Origin of the sequence: Haloarcula mannanilytica, assembly GCF_005406125.1 — an archaeon.
GTDB lineage: Archaea > Halobacteriota > Halobacteria > Halobacteriales > Haloarculaceae > Haloarcula > Haloarcula mannanilytica.
Map to the genome: position 1 here is coordinate 635,912 of NZ_BIXZ01000001.1, position 14,519 is coordinate 650,430.

Sequence of the window (14,519 nt, forward strand, 5' to 3'; positions counted from 1 at the left end):
GGTTTTTGGCCTCCTGAAGGCCTCTACTCAGACTTTGAGATAGATCTGCAGAAGTATCGGTCGGGTGGTGCTGGCAGTGACCGCAGCGACGCCATTTCGCGGTGCAACCACACAGCCAGCGGGTTCCGAACTGTCAAACCACGGGAACCTGAATGTCCAGTACTGATGCTGAGTTCTCTCGTGGGTGTCGGGTTCGCAGTGCTGGCGGCTGTCGGTCTCGCGGTTCAGAGCCTCGCCGTTCGGCTCGGGACCAAGACCCACTCGATTTCGGCGGTCATCGGGGTCATGTACGCCGTGAATCTCCTCGTTCTGGTCCCCGTGGCAGGCATCAGCGAATATCCAGGGTACAACGTCACGATAGTCTCGCTCGGGGCCTTTGCCGTCTCGGGGCTGCTTGGTTCGCTGGTAGCTCGGTACTGTTATTTCATCGGCATCGCCCGCCTCGGGGCCAGCCGGACCGAACCGCTGAAAGCACTGCTCCCGCTGTTTGCCGTCGGCGCTGCCGTCCTCGTCCTCGACGAACAGGTGACAGCGACACTTCTGGGCGGCGTCGTCCTCCTCATCGCCGGCGGCGTCGCGGTCACCCTCGAATCGCGGGACAGCCCGACGGCCCCCACCGGACGACAGCTCTGGGTATCCCTGGCGTTTCCGCTCACCGCCGCACTGCTTCTCGGTATCGACCCGATATTCACGAAACTGGGGTTCGCAGAGGGGACATCGGCGCTGATGGGCGTGACCGTCCGCGTGGCCGCGGCGGCCGCGGGGTTCGGGCTGTATCTTCTCTGGCGAGCGGTGCGTGGTAGCCGACCGGACTCGCTTGATGTGAACCGCTGGCTCATCGTGGCGAGCGTCGCCAACACCGTGTATCTGCTGTCGTACTACGCAGCACTCGTCCGGACGCCGGTCAGTGTCGTCACCCCCGTTCTGGGCACCAGCACGCTGTTCGTCGTCGGCGGCGCGGCGGTCTTTCTGCAGGACGATGAACACGTGACGGTGCGGCTGGTCGGAGCGACAGTGCTCGTCGTCGCCGGCGTCGTGTTGGTCGTGCAGGGCTGACGCTGCCGGCTATCGTCGACGGCCCCGGTCGGGCTTTCGCTCACAGAACGTACGGGAGCGCGAGCACTACCCCACCGAAGAGGAGCGCAATCTCGATGCGGCCCCATCCAAGGGCTCGTCCCGCGGAAAGGGACTCTCTTAGGTACCTGCCCCGCACTGGACGAGCAGGGTTTCTTCGGATTCGGGTTCGGGTGTCGCAGGGTCGTTCGTCGATTCGTAGCGGTACACCGGGCCGGGGGAGACGAAGTAGTTAGCGACGTATTCGCGCTCGTTCGCCGACCCCGCCTCAGTGCTGTAGCTGACGCGGATACCGCTGGCGGCGAGGTAGCCGTCACCGGTCTCGTCGGGCCAGAACCCGTTCAGATTGTCGACGCTCAAACTCGTCACGGTCTCTGAAGTCTGTAGCACGCGATTCCAGGCGAAGGCGGTCTCGAAGTCGTCCAGATACAACAGGATAGACTCGGTAGACAGCGTTTCGGGTTTCTGCGGGTAGGCTCGCCCCTCGATGTTGGTCCCCGTCGCCACTGGCGGTCGTGAAACATCAGCCGGGTCACATTGGGGAGTCTCACCGGGCTGTGTCGGTGTCTCTCCGTCGCCACCGGGTGCCGAACAGCCCGCCGAGAGTACCCCAGCTATGCCGACCAGCGCGGTCCGCCTCGACAGTGTCATACGCCCGGTAGCAGGCGGTTGTGGGTATTTTTTGGGATTGATACCTCGAAACACGTTCTGAGAGGCCGGGTCGCGGAGTCGTGTCGTCGTCAGCGGACAACTGACGTGGACCTGCTCGGGCCACCCCACCGATTATAAGCGCCCGACATGACAATCAAGACAATGTTACGCCGTGATCTGCTCCGGGCTGGCGCAATGGCCGGTGCCGCGACTATTGCCGGGTGTACGGGCGGATCCACAGGGCCGGCGTTCGAGGAAGGGTTCGAGGACGGCCTCGGCGACTGGGAGAGCGGCGCGGCTATCGGCCCGGAGGTCGAACTCTCGGAGTTCGAGTGGGAGTTCGGCGTCTCGGAGGAAGAGGCGGCGTCCGGCGACCGGTCGCTCCGAATCTGGAACGAGGGCGATTACGACGACGGCGTGACGTGGGGCGTCCACCCCGTCTCGGTCGAGGCTGGACAGGCCTACCAGATAACGGCCAGCGCCCAGTTCTGGAGCGAGTCGGAGTCGTTCAACACGCTGCGGGACGCAGTGATGCGGCTTGGACCCGAGCCGCCGGAGGTCGAGGAGGACTTCCCACAGCCCGGCGTGAACACCACGGACCTCGGCGAGACGCCGTACGGCGGGCTCCGGGAACCGCTGTGGCTCGCCGACGGCTGGCGGGAGTACACCTTCGAGTGGACGACACCCGAACTCTCGACGGGGACGCTCTACATCGCGCTCGGAACGAGCGTCATCTGGGAGGGGGACGCGACCCACTACATCGACGACATCACGGTCGAAGTCGAGACACAGTGATGCCAGCCGCGGATAACGTGTCGGCTGTCGGTCGCCGCCGAGCGAAACTCGCCGGCGTCGTCATCGGTAGTCTCGGGTTCGTGCTGGCGCTCGCACAGGAACTGGCTGTCCTTGCATCCGGGCTCTGGTACCCGGTCATCTACGCCGGCGCGCCGGCCCTGGCGTCCGTGGCCGCCTTCGTTCACGAGCGCCCCACTGCGGGTCCGCTTCGCCTGGTCGGCGTCGGTAGCTGGGTGCTTGTGACCTCTGTTCTGGCGCTTGCTGTGCTAGTTGTCCTCGTCCTCGGGTTTCCGGCACAGCCTCGCTTTCCTGGGTTCGAGTTGCTGTTTGCCGGACTGCTGTACGCCGGGTTCTGTCTCGTGCCCGCCAGCCTCGCAGCTGTTGCCGCCAGACAGCGGGGCGTCCGAACGGTCGCCCTGCTGGCGCTCGTACCGCTCGGACAGACCGTCGTCGCCGCGGTCCTCGTGTTCGCCCGATGAGTGCGGGGCAGGAACAGCGACACACCCTATCTATTTGCCCCTGTCATCCGGCATTTCTGTATGACTGAACTCAGACATCGGACACAGTCACGGATATCGCTGGTGCCCGCGGCGGTAGCTCTCGGCCTCGGACTCGTCGCTCATCTGGTCGACCAGTTCCTGTTCGTTCGCGCCGGCCCGGTTCCGATACTCGTGACCGCACCCGTGGCCGCGACACTGCTGTATCTTCACCTCCGAGCGGCGACGTACCAGCGGATAGCCGCCCTCGCCGTCTGGGGGTTTCTCGGCTCAGGGGCCGCGATACTCGGGGTGTATCTCGGTGTGGTCAACTACTACCTCCCCCGGGCGTTGACCGGCACAGAGACGGGCGTCTATGACCTCGGGCTGTTCCTCTGGTTCGTGGCGTCGCTGACAGTGATGTACGGGGTGGCGGCACGTGCTGAGGGTCGACCAACCCGGGCAACGGCAGCGGTCCTCTTGGCCCCGGTCGTTCAGGTCACCTGGTTAGCGCTCGTCCGGCTCGTGGTAGAAACTGTTCTGTACGCATAATCTTGCCTGCTGTGATTGGCCTGCTGTATCAAGTGGTCCACAGATTTAGGGTGAATTGGCACGCGCCGAACGTGGACATTTAAGTGTGTAACACGTACCCATGGGTGACGAATGGACGCACAAACTGACCGGTCGCCGCTGCACGTTTCGCATACCGACCACGACGACGGCTGGACGGTCGCCGTCGACCTCGATTCCTTACAGGTCAGCGACGACCACGTGACAGTCGACGTTATCGGAACGGAGGCAATCGTCGCTGTCGACGCCCCACACCTCCAGACGGAGTTCGATATCGACCTGCCGGCCGCCGGCGCGGCCCGGACACTCAGGAACGGCGTGCTCACGCTAGAGCATCGGAACTGAGACGTTCGGAGCGGGATACGCTCGACCGCAGCCCTGTAGTACATGACAGGAAGGCATCACGACGGGACTCCACAAGGGATTTCAGCGTGATGCTGGAAGCGTTCAGTGATGACTCCCCCTCCCGACCGGGACCCGATCGACCAGCCAACGATTCGGGGCTCGGTGCCACCGCTTCGTGCGTGGATTCGAACGTTTCTCATCGGCCTCTGTATGGGCAGTGCGGACGGCGTCCCCGGCGTCTCCGGGGGCACAATCGCACTCATCGCCGGTATTTACGAGCGACTCATCGCCGCGATCACCGCCGTCACGCCGGGTCGGATAATCCGCTTCCTCCGCGCTCTTAGCCCGTTAGACGGCGGCGTTGACCTGCGTGGTGCGTTCGCGGAACTCATCGAGGTCGACATCTGGTTCCTCCTCTCGCTCGTTGCCGGCGTCGGCGTCGCCGTCGTTATCGTCACCCGCATCGTCCATATCGCGAGCCAGGAGACGCCAGCACTCCTGTTTGGCTTCTTTTTCGGGCTCATCGCGGCCTCAGCAGTCGTGCTACTGCGCAGTCTCACGGTCGATTCGCCGTTCCAGATCGGGACCGGGGTCGTTGGCTTCCTGCTTGCCTTTGTCGTCTCCGGCGTCTCGAACACCGCCGCCGACGGCGGTAGTCTCGTGCTCGTCTTCATCGCCGGTATGATCGGCGTCAGCGCGATGATTCTGCCCGGTATTTCGGGGTCGCTGTTGCTCATCATTCTCGGGCAGTACGACAGGATGTCGACGGCGCTCACCGAATTCGTGGACGCCCTCATCGCGCTCGCCACCGGCGGGACGGTCGAAGACGTGACCACCACCGCCATCCCGGTCGTGACGTTCATCCTCGGTGGCCTGGTCGGCCTGTTCACTATCGCCCGCGTCGTCCGTCGCGCGCTGGACTACAACCGCCGGGCGACGCTGGCCTTCCTCGTCGCGCTCGTCGTCGGTGCGCTCCGCGCCCCCGTCGTGGAAGTCCGGAGTGAAGTCGGCTTTTCGACCGACGTGCTCATCGCGTTCATCGCCGCCGCCGCCATCGGCGCGGCCTTCCTGCTGGTGCTCGACTGGTACGCCGTCGACCTCGACCTCGATAAGGTATAGGGCGGTTCAGAAACCCCAGGCGCGGCGGTACTGCGGCGGCCCCTCGATTTCGTCGGTCGCGTCGAGTTCCCTCGCGGCAGTCATCGTGAAGTACGGGTCCCGGAGGTGCTCGCGGCCGACGATTGCCATGTCAGCCCGGTCGTTGGCGATGACGGCTTCGGCCTGCTCGGGTGTCGTGATGCCGCCGACCGCGCCGACGGCGATGTCCGATTCGGTTTCCTCGCGGATGCGCTCGGCGTACCGGAGCTGGTAGTTCGGCCCGGCGTACTCCGGCCGGGACTCGGGGTGGATGCCGCCGCCGCTCACGTCGATGAGGTCTGCACCGACATCGGCCAGCCGGTCGGCTAGTCGCACTGAGTCGTCGACGGTCCAAGAGTCGCGGTCCGGAAGCCAGTCTGTCGCCGAGATTCGAACGAACACCGGCTTGTCGTCGGGCCAGACCTCGCGGACGGCGGCGGTGATCTCCCGGGTCAGCCGTGTGCGCCCCTCGAAGTCACCGCCGTAGTCGTCCTCGCGGTGGTTCGTCACCGGCGAGAGGAACTCATGCAGGAGGTAGCCGTGAGCGGCGTGGACCTCGGCGACCTCGAAGCCGGCGTCCAGCGAGCGCTCGGCGGCCGCGCGGAAGGAGTCGATGACTTCTTCGATGCCGTCCTGGTCGAGCCCCGTCGTCGGCGGGGCCTCGCCGTCCTCGTAGGGCCAGGGGTCGTCGCTCGGTCCGATGACTTCCCAGCCGCCCTCGTCGGGCTGGAGCGGGTCGTGGCCCTCCCACGGCCGCGAGGTGGCGGCCTTCCGGCCGGCGTGGGCCAGCTGGATGGCCGGCACGCTGCCCTGGTCGCTGATGAAGTCGGTGATCGGTTCCAGCGCCGCGGCGTGTTCGTCGCTCCAGATGCCCAGGTCCTCCGGGGAAATGCGGCCACGGGCTTCGACAGCCGTCGCTTCGGTCATGACCAGCCCCGCGCCGCCGACGGCGCGGGAGCCGAGGTGGGTGCGGTGCCAGTCAGTGGCGAGGCCGTCGCGGGCCTCACAGGAGTACTGGCACATCGGGGACACCATGACGCGGTTCGGGACGGTCGTCTCACGGAGTTCCAGCGGTGAGAACAGTGCAGTCATCGGCGGGGGTTTGCCGTCGAGACGGATAACCGCACTGGCGGCTGCAAGAGTCGTGGTTAGTTTTGGCGGTGCGAATCGAAAGACCGCGCGTCCGACCCGTTATTCAGTCAGCGAGGCCCCGGTGTTCCGGGGCGCAACGACGCGGACCGTTCCCTCGACGCCGGCTTCATCGAGTGCTAACACCCCGGCTTCGCGGGCCTCCGGTTCGTGGTCCGCCGTCGTCAGCCCCCAGACCGTCGGTCCCCAGGAGCTCTGGCCGGCCCCGGAGATGACCGGGACGCTCGACAGCGAATCGACGAGCGAGCCCGCTGGCGGACGGTAGACGCCGCCCTGTTCGTCGGCGTACCACGCGCCGTTGAGCCGGCCCAGCCGCGCCGCGGCGTGGCCGAAGTCGCTGTGGTCTCTCGTCGCAATTGCAGGAAGGAGCCGCCGGGTCAGCAGCGTCGATATCTCGTCGGCGATGCCGGGGTCCGCGCGCTCGACGGCCTGCCGCATGCTCTGGTCCTCCTCGGTTCCGCTCTGTCCGGGGTCGGTGTCCGGCACGACGACGACGAACCGCCAGTGGGAGGGAACGTCGTGGTGGGCGAGTACCGGCGGTACGTCCCAGTCGCCCTCGGCCGGCGGCTCGGCGGTGAACCGCTCAGTCGGGTGGCCGCCATCGACGACGAAGCCGCCTGTTTCGAACGCCGCCACGCCGATGCCGCTCCGACCGCCCCGGCCCAGCTGCGGCGCGAGTGTCCGTGCATCGGCCGTCCGGTCGTAGGCTCTGACGACGGCGATGAGCGTCGCCAGCGAGAGCTGTGTCCCGCTTCCGAGGCCGACGTGTCGCGGGAAGCGCTCCTCGACGGAGACGGCTGCACCGGGAACATCGAGCGCGTCGACGACACGCCGGACGTACGGTTCGGCCGCCGCGTCGTCACACTGGATCGTCTCGGCACGCTGTGCATCGACGATCAGCCGCGGCTCGTCGAGCGCGAGCCCGACGCCGCCGTAGAGGCGCTCGTGGGCGAGCGAGAGGTTCTGAAACCCGAAGTGGAGTCGCGCGGCGGTCGTGACCGTCGGCATACGGCGGCGGAGGTCCCCAACGGAAAAGAAGCTACTGTCACCGGTCGGTTTCGCCGCGCTCCACGTGGGACGTTACCGCGAGTACAAGTTATTTAAGGTTGCTCACGGCGACGCTCAAATATGAGCAAGCAGGAACGGCACGAGCGTCCGGAGAAGGACCCGGAACTCCGGAGTACCGAGGTGACGGAGGGATACGATAAAGCCCCGCACCGCGCGATGTTCCGCGCGATGGGCTACGACGACGAGGACCTGTCCTCGCCGATGATTGGTGTGGCGAACCCGGCCGCCGACATCACGCCGTGTAACGTCCATCTGGACGACGTGGCGGATGCTGCCTACGACGGTATCGACGACACCGAGGGAATGCCAATCGAGTTCGGGACCATCACAATCTCCGACGCCATCTCGATGGGGACGGAGGGAATGAAGGCGTCGCTCATCTCCCGCGAGATAATCGCCGACTCGGTCGAACTCGTCACCTTCGGCGAGCGCATGGACGGCATCGTCACCATTGGCGGTTGCGACAAGAACATGCCCGGGATGATGATGGCTTCCATCCGGACAGACCTGCCCAGCGTCTTCCTCTACGGCGGGTCGATCATGCCCGGCGAACACGACGGCCGCGAGGTCACCATCCAGAACGTCTTCGAGGGCGTCGGCGCGGTCGCCGACGGCGAGATGAGCGAGGGCGAACTCGACGAGATGGAACGCCACGCCTGCCCCGGTGCCGGCTCCTGTGGCGGGATGTTCACCGCGAACACGATGGCCTCCATCTCCGAAGCGCTCGGCTTCGCCCCGCTGGGGTCAGCCTCCCCGCCAGCCGAACACGAGTCCCGCTACGAGGAGGCCCGCCGGGCCGGCGAACTCGCCGTCGAAGTGGTTCAGGAACGCCGTCGTCCCTCCGATTTCCTCACCCGCGAATCTTTCGAGAACGCCATCGCCCTGCAGGTCGCGGTCGGCGGGTCGACCAACGCCGTCCTCCACCTGCTCGCGCTCGCGGCGGAGGCGGGCATCGACCTCGACATCGAGACGTTCAACGAGATCAGCGCCCGGACGCCCAAGATCGCCGACCTCCAGCCCGGCGGCGAGAAGGTGATGAACGACCTCCATGAGGTCGGCGGCGTCCCGGTCGTCCTGCAGGCGCTGAACGACGCCGGCCTGCTCCACGGCGACGAACTCACGGTCACGGGCAATACAATCGAGGAAGAACTCGACCGCATCGACCCGCCGGCAATCGAAGACCTCGATGTGGACTTCCTCCACACGGTCGAAGACCCGATCCACGAGCGCGGCGCGATCCGCATCCTCTCGGGTAACCTCGCGCCCGACGGTTCGGTCATCAAGATCACCGGTGAGGACCATCTCCACCACGAGGGCCCGGTCCGCGTCTTCGAGCAGGAAGAGGGGGCTATGGAGTACGTGCAGGAAGGCCACGTCGAGTCCGGCGACGTGATCTGTATCCGCAACGAGGGTCCCCAGGGCGGCCCCGGCATGCGCGAGATGCTGGGCGTGACCTCGGCCGTCGCCGGTCAGGGCCACGCCGAGGATGTGGCGCTGTTTACCGACGGCCGCTTCTCCGGCGCGACCCGTGGCTTCTCCATCGGCCACGTCGCACCTGAGGCGTTCGTCGGCGGCCCAATCGCCGCGCTGGAGGACGGCGACACCGTCACTATCGACATCGACAACCACGAACTGTCGGTCGACCTCAGTGACGAGGAGATCGAACGGCGACTCGAAGACTGGGACCCCGAACCCAACTACGAGAGCGGCGTGCTTGCGAAGTACCACAACGACTTCGGCTCCGCCGCAAACGGTGCAGTGACGAACCCCGGCGCGAAGTGGGACTGAGAAGCCAGTAGCATTCGGCGAGCGCGAGCGGCTCGGCACACGTGCCGGGCCGCCGTCAGAACTGGACGGACTCGCCACAGCGGCAGCGCGGACTCACTTCCGTGTAATCGTGATGAGCCCTTCTTTGAGCGCCGCTTCGAACCGCTCGTCCAGTGTCATCTGCTCCCAGCCCTCCGGTCGGTTCTCCGTGGCGATTTCGGAGAGGGATTCGACCAGCGCCTTGTGGAGAAAGCGACCGTTCTCGCCGCACTCGTCGCAGGTCCTGATGATCGACCGAACCTCGAAGTCCCGCTCGACGGCGGCCTGGCATCGGGCACACACGTACGTTTCGGACACATCCGCCCGTACGGCGTCCGGATACTCGGGTGTTATGACTCGTTTCAATCACACATCACGACGACACACCGATGACAGACAGTCACAGCGCAGACGCTAATACGTAATACGTCCGACAAATGCTGTGTGGTTTTATAACATATCAATTCGTTGTCCCTATGTGGGGTGAGGAACGTCCCACTGCAGCACTGACGGGACCCCTTCCACGGGGTGTCACCGCTCCACTTTTGATTCGGCCGTCACCTGTTTGCGGTCGGCGTTCGGTATTGACGACCGGGCCGTCCCGGATTTGCTGTCCGTTCCACCTGCATCATGACTGCTAAACCTATTTATCATCGCAATGTAAACGATGGGCGTGTTGATGGCCCTGCCGACTGTCCTCCTCGTCGCTTCTGATGGTGCCGCCGGTGAGCAGCTACAAGCGGCCCTCGAACAGGCGGAAATCGACGCGACGGTCCAGACGACCGAACCCGAGTGTGTCGATACGACACTGCTGCGCACGGCGACTGACTGTCTCGTCGTCCCGGTGACGTGTGGGGCAATGGCGGGCGGACATCTGGCGGAGGCGGCCACCGGCCTCTACCCGGACCTTCCCGTGATTATGTACGGCACTGAAGCGGATCGAGGCGATCACATTCGAACGGTTGCCGACGACGCTCTCGGATCGCCGGCGCTGGCGGCCGCGGTCGGTGAAGCACTCGACAGCAGCGAGACGCTGGCCGCACGCCCGGCCTCTCGCCCAGAAACTATTCTCGCCACGATGTTTGAACGGTACTCCGAACATCTGTACGTGAAAGATTCAGACAGACATTACCTGCTGCTCAACGATTCGTCGTACGCACCCCCGGAACTGCTCGGCCGGCGCGACGAAGACGGGCTTCCCGCCGGGGCCACGTATCTGGATGCGGCACGGGGTGATGACCTGCAGGTCATCAACGACGGAACCGACGTACTGGACATCCACGAGTTCTCGCCGTCGATGGGGAAACACCTCCGGACCTCGAAAGTCCCCTGGTACGACGAGACCGGTGAGCTGGCCGGCCTCATCGGCATCACGCAGGACATCACCGACCAGCGGGAACGAGAGCGCCTCCTCCGACAGCAAAACGAACGCCTCCGGAAGGTGGCGCTTCTGGCCGCACACGAACTCCGAAACGAACTCCAGGTGTCGACCGGCCATCTCTCGCAGATCGATGTCGATGACGAGCACATCGACGCCGTCGAGGACTCTATTGACCAGCTCTCCGGTATCGTCGACAAGGTCGTCTCACTCGCTTCGAGTGACTCCCTGGAGTTCGAACTCGAACAGCTGTGGCTGTCGACGGTCGTCTGGGACGTGTGGAGTTCGCTGTCGCTCGAAACGGCGTCGCTCGAAGTCACGTCCGAGCGTCAGTTGCTGGCGGACGCGGAATCGCTGCGGCTGTTTTTGGAAATCCTGCTTTCAAACGCCGTCGAACACGGCGGCCCCGACGTTGCGATTCGCGTCGGGGCCACGTCGTCGGGCTTTTTCGTCGCGGACGACGGCCCCGGTGTCGACGCGTCGCCGCCGGACCGGGTGTTCGAGGCGGGCTATGCATCGGAGAAACAGAACAGCGGGTTCGGGCTCTACATCGCCAACCGGATCGCGAAAGAACACGGCTGGTCGCTGTCCGTGGGTGAAAGCGAGGACGGCGGCGCTCGGTTCACCGTCACCGACGTGGAAGGACCGGACTAGAGTTCGAACGTCTCGTCGCCGTCGAGGATGTGGACCTCGGCGTTGCTACCGGTGCCTTTGACCTCGTTGACGAAGTCCTGTGTGTCGATCTCGATTGGTGGGAACGTGTCGTAGTGCATCGGGAACGCGTGGTCGACATCCAGCCAGTCGACGGCGACGGCGGCCTGCATCGGCCCCATGGTGAAGTGGTCGCCGGCCGGGACTGCGGCGGCGTCCGGTTCGAGGAACGGCCCGATGACATCGCGCATCTCCGTCATGAGGCCGGTGTCGCCGGCGTGGTAGAACGTCGTCGACTCCTCGTCGCTGACCTGTGTCGGCTTCGTGTCCGAGATGATGAACCCGGCCGGCATCCCGCCGCTCGTGCCGTAGCTGGTGTCCATGCCGTTCGTGTGGTCGGCCCGGTGCATCGTGACGAAGGCGTCACCGATTTCGACGGTCCCGCCGAGGTTCATCCCCATGCCGCCGACAGCGTCGAACTCGCCGAAGTTGTCCTCGCAGTACTCGACGATTTCCGGCGTCGCCACGAGCCCGCAGCCCTCGTAGCGGTCCACGTCGCCGATGTGGTCGGCGTGGCCGTGTGTCAACAACACGTAGTCGGGGTCAAGTTCCTCCGGGTCGGTGTCCGTCTTGGGGTTGTCAAAGAACGGGTCGATGAGTAACTCGGTGTCGTCGACTGTCACGTGCCACGTCGAATGGCCGTACCATGTGAGTTCCATACCGGATACTGGCTACTCGCGGGTCCCACTTAATACCTCAGTGGGGCCGGGGCGGACGACAGCGACAGAACCGCCCTACGCCTCGTTGCCGTTCTCCGGCCGGACCCGCGAGAGCCGCATCGCGTTGCCGGTCACGGCGGTCGTCATCCCGGCGTCGCCCGCGAGCACGGCCGCCCAGATGGGGACGAGGCCGAACGGAACGGCGACGGCGAGGCCGGCCTTGACTGCCAGGCTGGCCCAGATGTTCTGCCGGATGACACCGTTGGCGTCATTCGCCAGTTCGTACAGATACGGGAGCTTCGACAGGTCGTCGCTCATGAGCGCGATGTCCGCTGTTTCGAGGGCCGTGTCCGTGCCGGCGGCCCCCATGGCGACGCCGACGGTCGCACTCGCCAGCGCCGGCGCGTCGTTGATACCGTCGCCGACCATGGCGACGCCATCATAATCCTCTACGAGGCTATCGATAGCGGCGACCTTCTCGTCGGGCAGGAGTTCGGCCCGGTAGTCGTCGACGCCGACCTCCCGGGCGATAGCTCCGGCCGTGCGCTCGTTGTCGCCGGTGAGCATCACCGTCCGCTCGACACCCAGTTCTCGGAGGCGAGCGACGGCGGCTTTCGCCTCCGGGCGCACCTCGTCGGCGACGGCGATGACGCCCTCTATCTCCTCGTCCGTGCCGACGAGAATGACCGTCTTCCCCTCGGCCTGGAGTTCGGGAACAGTGTCCGCGAGCAGGTCCAGGCAGTTGTTGCGCTCACAGAGCTGCTGGGCCGTTTGCGTGACGACGCCGCCGTCGGTGGTCGCGTGGACGTGCGAGAGGTCGAACCCGAGGTCGTCGAACAGGCCCGGCTTCCCGGCGTAGTGGGGCGTCCCGTCGAGGTCCGCCCGGACGCCCTTGCCGGTGATGCTCTCGAAGTCGTCGATGTCGGCGCTCTCGACGCCGGCGGCCCCCGCCTCCGCAACGATAGCCTCGCCGATGGGGTGTTCGCTCCGCTGTTCGAGGCCGCGGGCACACTGCAGGACCTCCTCCTCGGTGTTCCCGTTCAGCGGAAGCACGTCGGTGACGGTCAGTTCGCCCTTCGTCAGCGTGCCCGTCTTGTCGAAGGCCACCACGTCGACCGCCCCCATCGCTTCGAGGTGGTTCCCGCCCTTGATGAGCACGCCGTTTTTTGCGGCGCTGGTGATGCCCGAGACGACGGAGACCGGCGTCGAGATGACGAACGCGCAGGGACAGGCAAGCACCAGCAGGGTCAGCCCGTGCACGACGGCGGTCGACCACGCCACCCCGAGTACGGCGGGGGACGCCAGCGTCACGAGGACGGCGAAGGCCACGACGACCGGCGTGTAGTACGACGAGAAGCGCTCGACGAACTGCTCGCGCTCGGTCTTGTTCGACTGGGCGTCCTCGACCATCTGGACGATGCGCGAGAGCGTGTTGTCGCTTGCTGCCGCGGTGACCTGCACTTCCAGATACCCCTCTTCGTTGATGGTCCCGGCGTACACCTCGTCGCCCTCAGTCTTATCGACCGGGACGCTCTCGCCGGTGATCGGTGCCTGATTGACCGCGCTGGTCCCGTCGATGACCTCGCCGTCCATCGGAATCTTCTCGCCGGGTCTGATGACGACCACATCACCGACCTGCACGTCGTCGACTGGCAGGACCTGCTCGGCCCCGTCGCGCTTGACCGTCGCCTCGTCGGGCGAGAGGTCCATCAGCTCCTCCAGAGAGTTCCGCGCGCGGTCCATCGAGTACCGTTCCAGTAGCTCCGCCACGCTGAACAGGAACGCCAGCGTCGCGGCCTCGAAGTACAGCGCCTCGCCGAAGGCCAGGCTCGCGGTGAGCGCGCCGAGGATGGCAATGGACATCAACAGGTCGATGTCCAGGTTCCGGTTCCGCAGGGAGTAGTAGCCGCCACGAAGGATTTCCTGGCCGCCCGTCGCCACGGCGATGAGGAACAGAATATCGTCGACGTACAGCGGCGATCCGAGAACGCTGCCGACCTGTGCATTCGCGCCGGGGAGCAAAAACTCCAGGAAGAAAACGAGGCCCAAGGCGACGAACACGCCGCTGACCCACGTCTTCAGCGCCCGCGGACTGGTCCAGATCGAGCCGTTCTCGTCCGGCTGGCCGGTCGTCTCGCCCTCGCCAGTCGTCTCCGTGACCTCGTAGCCGGCGCTCTCGATGGCCGCCACGATATCGCTCTCCGTCGTCGCGTTCCGGTCGTACGTCACGACGGCCGTCCCGGTGGTCGGGTGCGTCTCGACGGCTCTGAGCCCGGCAACGTCCCCCAGCGCGCTCTCGACTTTGCCGGCACACGAGGCACAGTCCATCTCCGGGACGCTGAACCGCACGGTCTCGCTGCCGTCGTCCGCGACGGTGTAGCCCGCTGCTTCGACACGCTCCGTAATCGCGGCCGCGTTCGTCTCCTCTTCGTCGTACTCGACGGTGAGCCGACCCGTCGTTATCTGTGGGTCCACGGCTTCGATGCCCGCCAGCTCGCGGACGCTCGATTCCACTTTTCCCGCACAGGAGGGACAGTCCATCTCCGGGACGGACAACTGTGCGACGCCCACCCCGTCACGTGAGTCCGTCGCCGTCGGGGGACCGTCGGCACTCGCGCCGTCACATCCGCCATCCGAACAGCCATCGGACTCGGTCATTACCGGATCTAGGCTACCCTGTCTTATTAATTCAACTGCTAA

General features: G+C 65.5%; 14 protein-coding genes. 8 read left to right on the forward strand and 6 right to left on the reverse strand.

What is annotated here, in order from left to right; genetic code table 11:
• Positions 1-165 precede the first annotated feature (165 nt).
• Positions 166-1,056, forward strand: coding sequence for a DMT family transporter (locus Harman_RS03170; protein ID WP_160140674.1), 891 nt, complete (start codon positions 166-168; stop codon positions 1,054-1,056).
• A 138-nt stretch (positions 1,057-1,194) separates the two neighbouring features.
• Here the strand turns inward: Harman_RS03170 and Harman_RS03175 are convergent, their stop codons facing one another.
• On the reverse strand, positions 1,195-1,725 hold the full coding sequence (locus tag Harman_RS03175) for a hypothetical protein (RefSeq protein WP_137682364.1): 531 nt from the start codon (positions 1,723-1,725) through the stop codon (positions 1,195-1,197).
• Between the two features lie 162 nt (positions 1,726-1,887).
• Here Harman_RS03175 and Harman_RS03180 point away from each other — a divergent pair, with 162 nt between their 5' ends.
• The 5 genes from Harman_RS03180 (at position 1,888) to Harman_RS03200 (ending at position 5,030) form a co-directional block, all read left to right on the forward strand.
• The gene (locus tag Harman_RS03180; RefSeq protein WP_137682365.1) at positions 1,888-2,520 is read left to right on the forward strand and encodes a twin-arginine translocation signal domain-containing protein; all 633 of its coding nucleotides are present in this window, start codon (positions 1,888-1,890) and stop codon (positions 2,518-2,520) included.
• Positions 2,520-2,999, forward strand: coding sequence for a hypothetical protein (locus Harman_RS03185; RefSeq protein WP_137682366.1), 480 nt, complete (start codon positions 2,520-2,522; stop codon positions 2,997-2,999). The genes Harman_RS03180 and Harman_RS03185 overlap by 1 nt, the downstream gene beginning before the upstream one ends.
• A gap of 60 nt (positions 3,000-3,059) precedes the next feature.
• Positions 3,060-3,548: a hypothetical protein gene (locus Harman_RS03190; protein ID WP_137682367.1), complete on the forward strand. Its 489-nt coding sequence runs from the start codon at positions 3,060-3,062 to the stop codon at positions 3,546-3,548.
• Between the two features lie 111 nt (positions 3,549-3,659).
• On the forward strand, positions 3,660-3,911 hold the full coding sequence (locus tag Harman_RS03195; protein WP_137682368.1) for a DUF7127 family protein: 252 nt from the start codon (positions 3,660-3,662) through the stop codon (positions 3,909-3,911).
• A 108-nt stretch (positions 3,912-4,019) separates the two neighbouring features.
• Positions 4,020-5,030, forward strand: a complete 1,011-nt coding sequence (locus tag Harman_RS03200; protein ID WP_137682369.1) for a DUF368 domain-containing protein — start codon at positions 4,020-4,022, stop codon at positions 5,028-5,030.
• A gap of 6 nt (positions 5,031-5,036) precedes the next feature.
• On the opposite strand, the gene Harman_RS03205 is transcribed toward Harman_RS03200, so the two are convergent.
• Together Harman_RS03205 and Harman_RS03210 are read right to left on the reverse strand one after the other, a co-directional pair.
• The gene (locus Harman_RS03205; RefSeq protein ID WP_137682370.1) at positions 5,037-6,140 is read right to left on the reverse strand and encodes an NADH:flavin oxidoreductase/NADH oxidase; all 1,104 of its coding nucleotides are present in this window, start codon (positions 6,138-6,140) and stop codon (positions 5,037-5,039) included.
• 99 nt (positions 6,141-6,239) lie between these two features.
• The gene (locus Harman_RS03210; protein ID WP_137682371.1) at positions 6,240-7,205 is read right to left on the reverse strand and encodes a beta-ribofuranosylaminobenzene 5'-phosphate synthase family protein; all 966 of its coding nucleotides are present in this window, start codon (positions 7,203-7,205) and stop codon (positions 6,240-6,242) included.
• A 120-nt stretch (positions 7,206-7,325) separates the two neighbouring features.
• On the opposite strand from Harman_RS03210, the gene ilvD reads away from it, so the two are divergent.
• A complete protein-coding gene (gene ilvD / locus Harman_RS03215; protein WP_137682372.1) occupies positions 7,326-9,053 on the forward strand; it encodes a dihydroxy-acid dehydratase in 1,728 nt (575 codons plus the stop codon).
• Positions 9,054-9,146: 93 nt separating this feature from the next.
• Here the strand turns inward: ilvD and Harman_RS03220 are convergent, their stop codons facing one another.
• Positions 9,147-9,389: a hypothetical protein gene (locus Harman_RS03220; protein ID WP_137682373.1), complete on the reverse strand. Its 243-nt coding sequence runs from the start codon at positions 9,387-9,389 to the stop codon at positions 9,147-9,149.
• 361 nt (positions 9,390-9,750) lie between these two features.
• Here Harman_RS03220 and Harman_RS03225 point away from each other — a divergent pair, with 361 nt between their 5' ends.
• Positions 9,751-11,103 carry a PAS domain-containing sensor histidine kinase gene (locus Harman_RS03225; RefSeq protein ID WP_137682374.1) on the forward strand — a complete coding sequence of 451 codons (1,353 nt, stop codon included), beginning with the start codon at positions 9,751-9,753 and terminating at the stop codon, positions 11,101-11,103.
• Here Harman_RS03225 and Harman_RS03230 read toward each other — a convergent pair.
• Together Harman_RS03230 and Harman_RS03235 are read right to left on the reverse strand one after the other, a co-directional pair.
• On the reverse strand, positions 11,100-11,819 hold the full coding sequence (locus Harman_RS03230; RefSeq protein WP_137682375.1) for a metal-dependent hydrolase: 720 nt from the start codon (positions 11,817-11,819) through the stop codon (positions 11,100-11,102). The two genes, Harman_RS03225 and Harman_RS03230, sit on opposite strands and share 4 nt — an antisense overlap.
• A gap of 75 nt (positions 11,820-11,894) precedes the next feature.
• Positions 11,895-14,477: a heavy metal translocating P-type ATPase gene (locus Harman_RS03235; protein ID WP_137682376.1), complete on the reverse strand. Its 2,583-nt coding sequence runs from the start codon at positions 14,475-14,477 to the stop codon at positions 11,895-11,897.
• Positions 14,478-14,519: the final 42 nt, after the last annotated feature.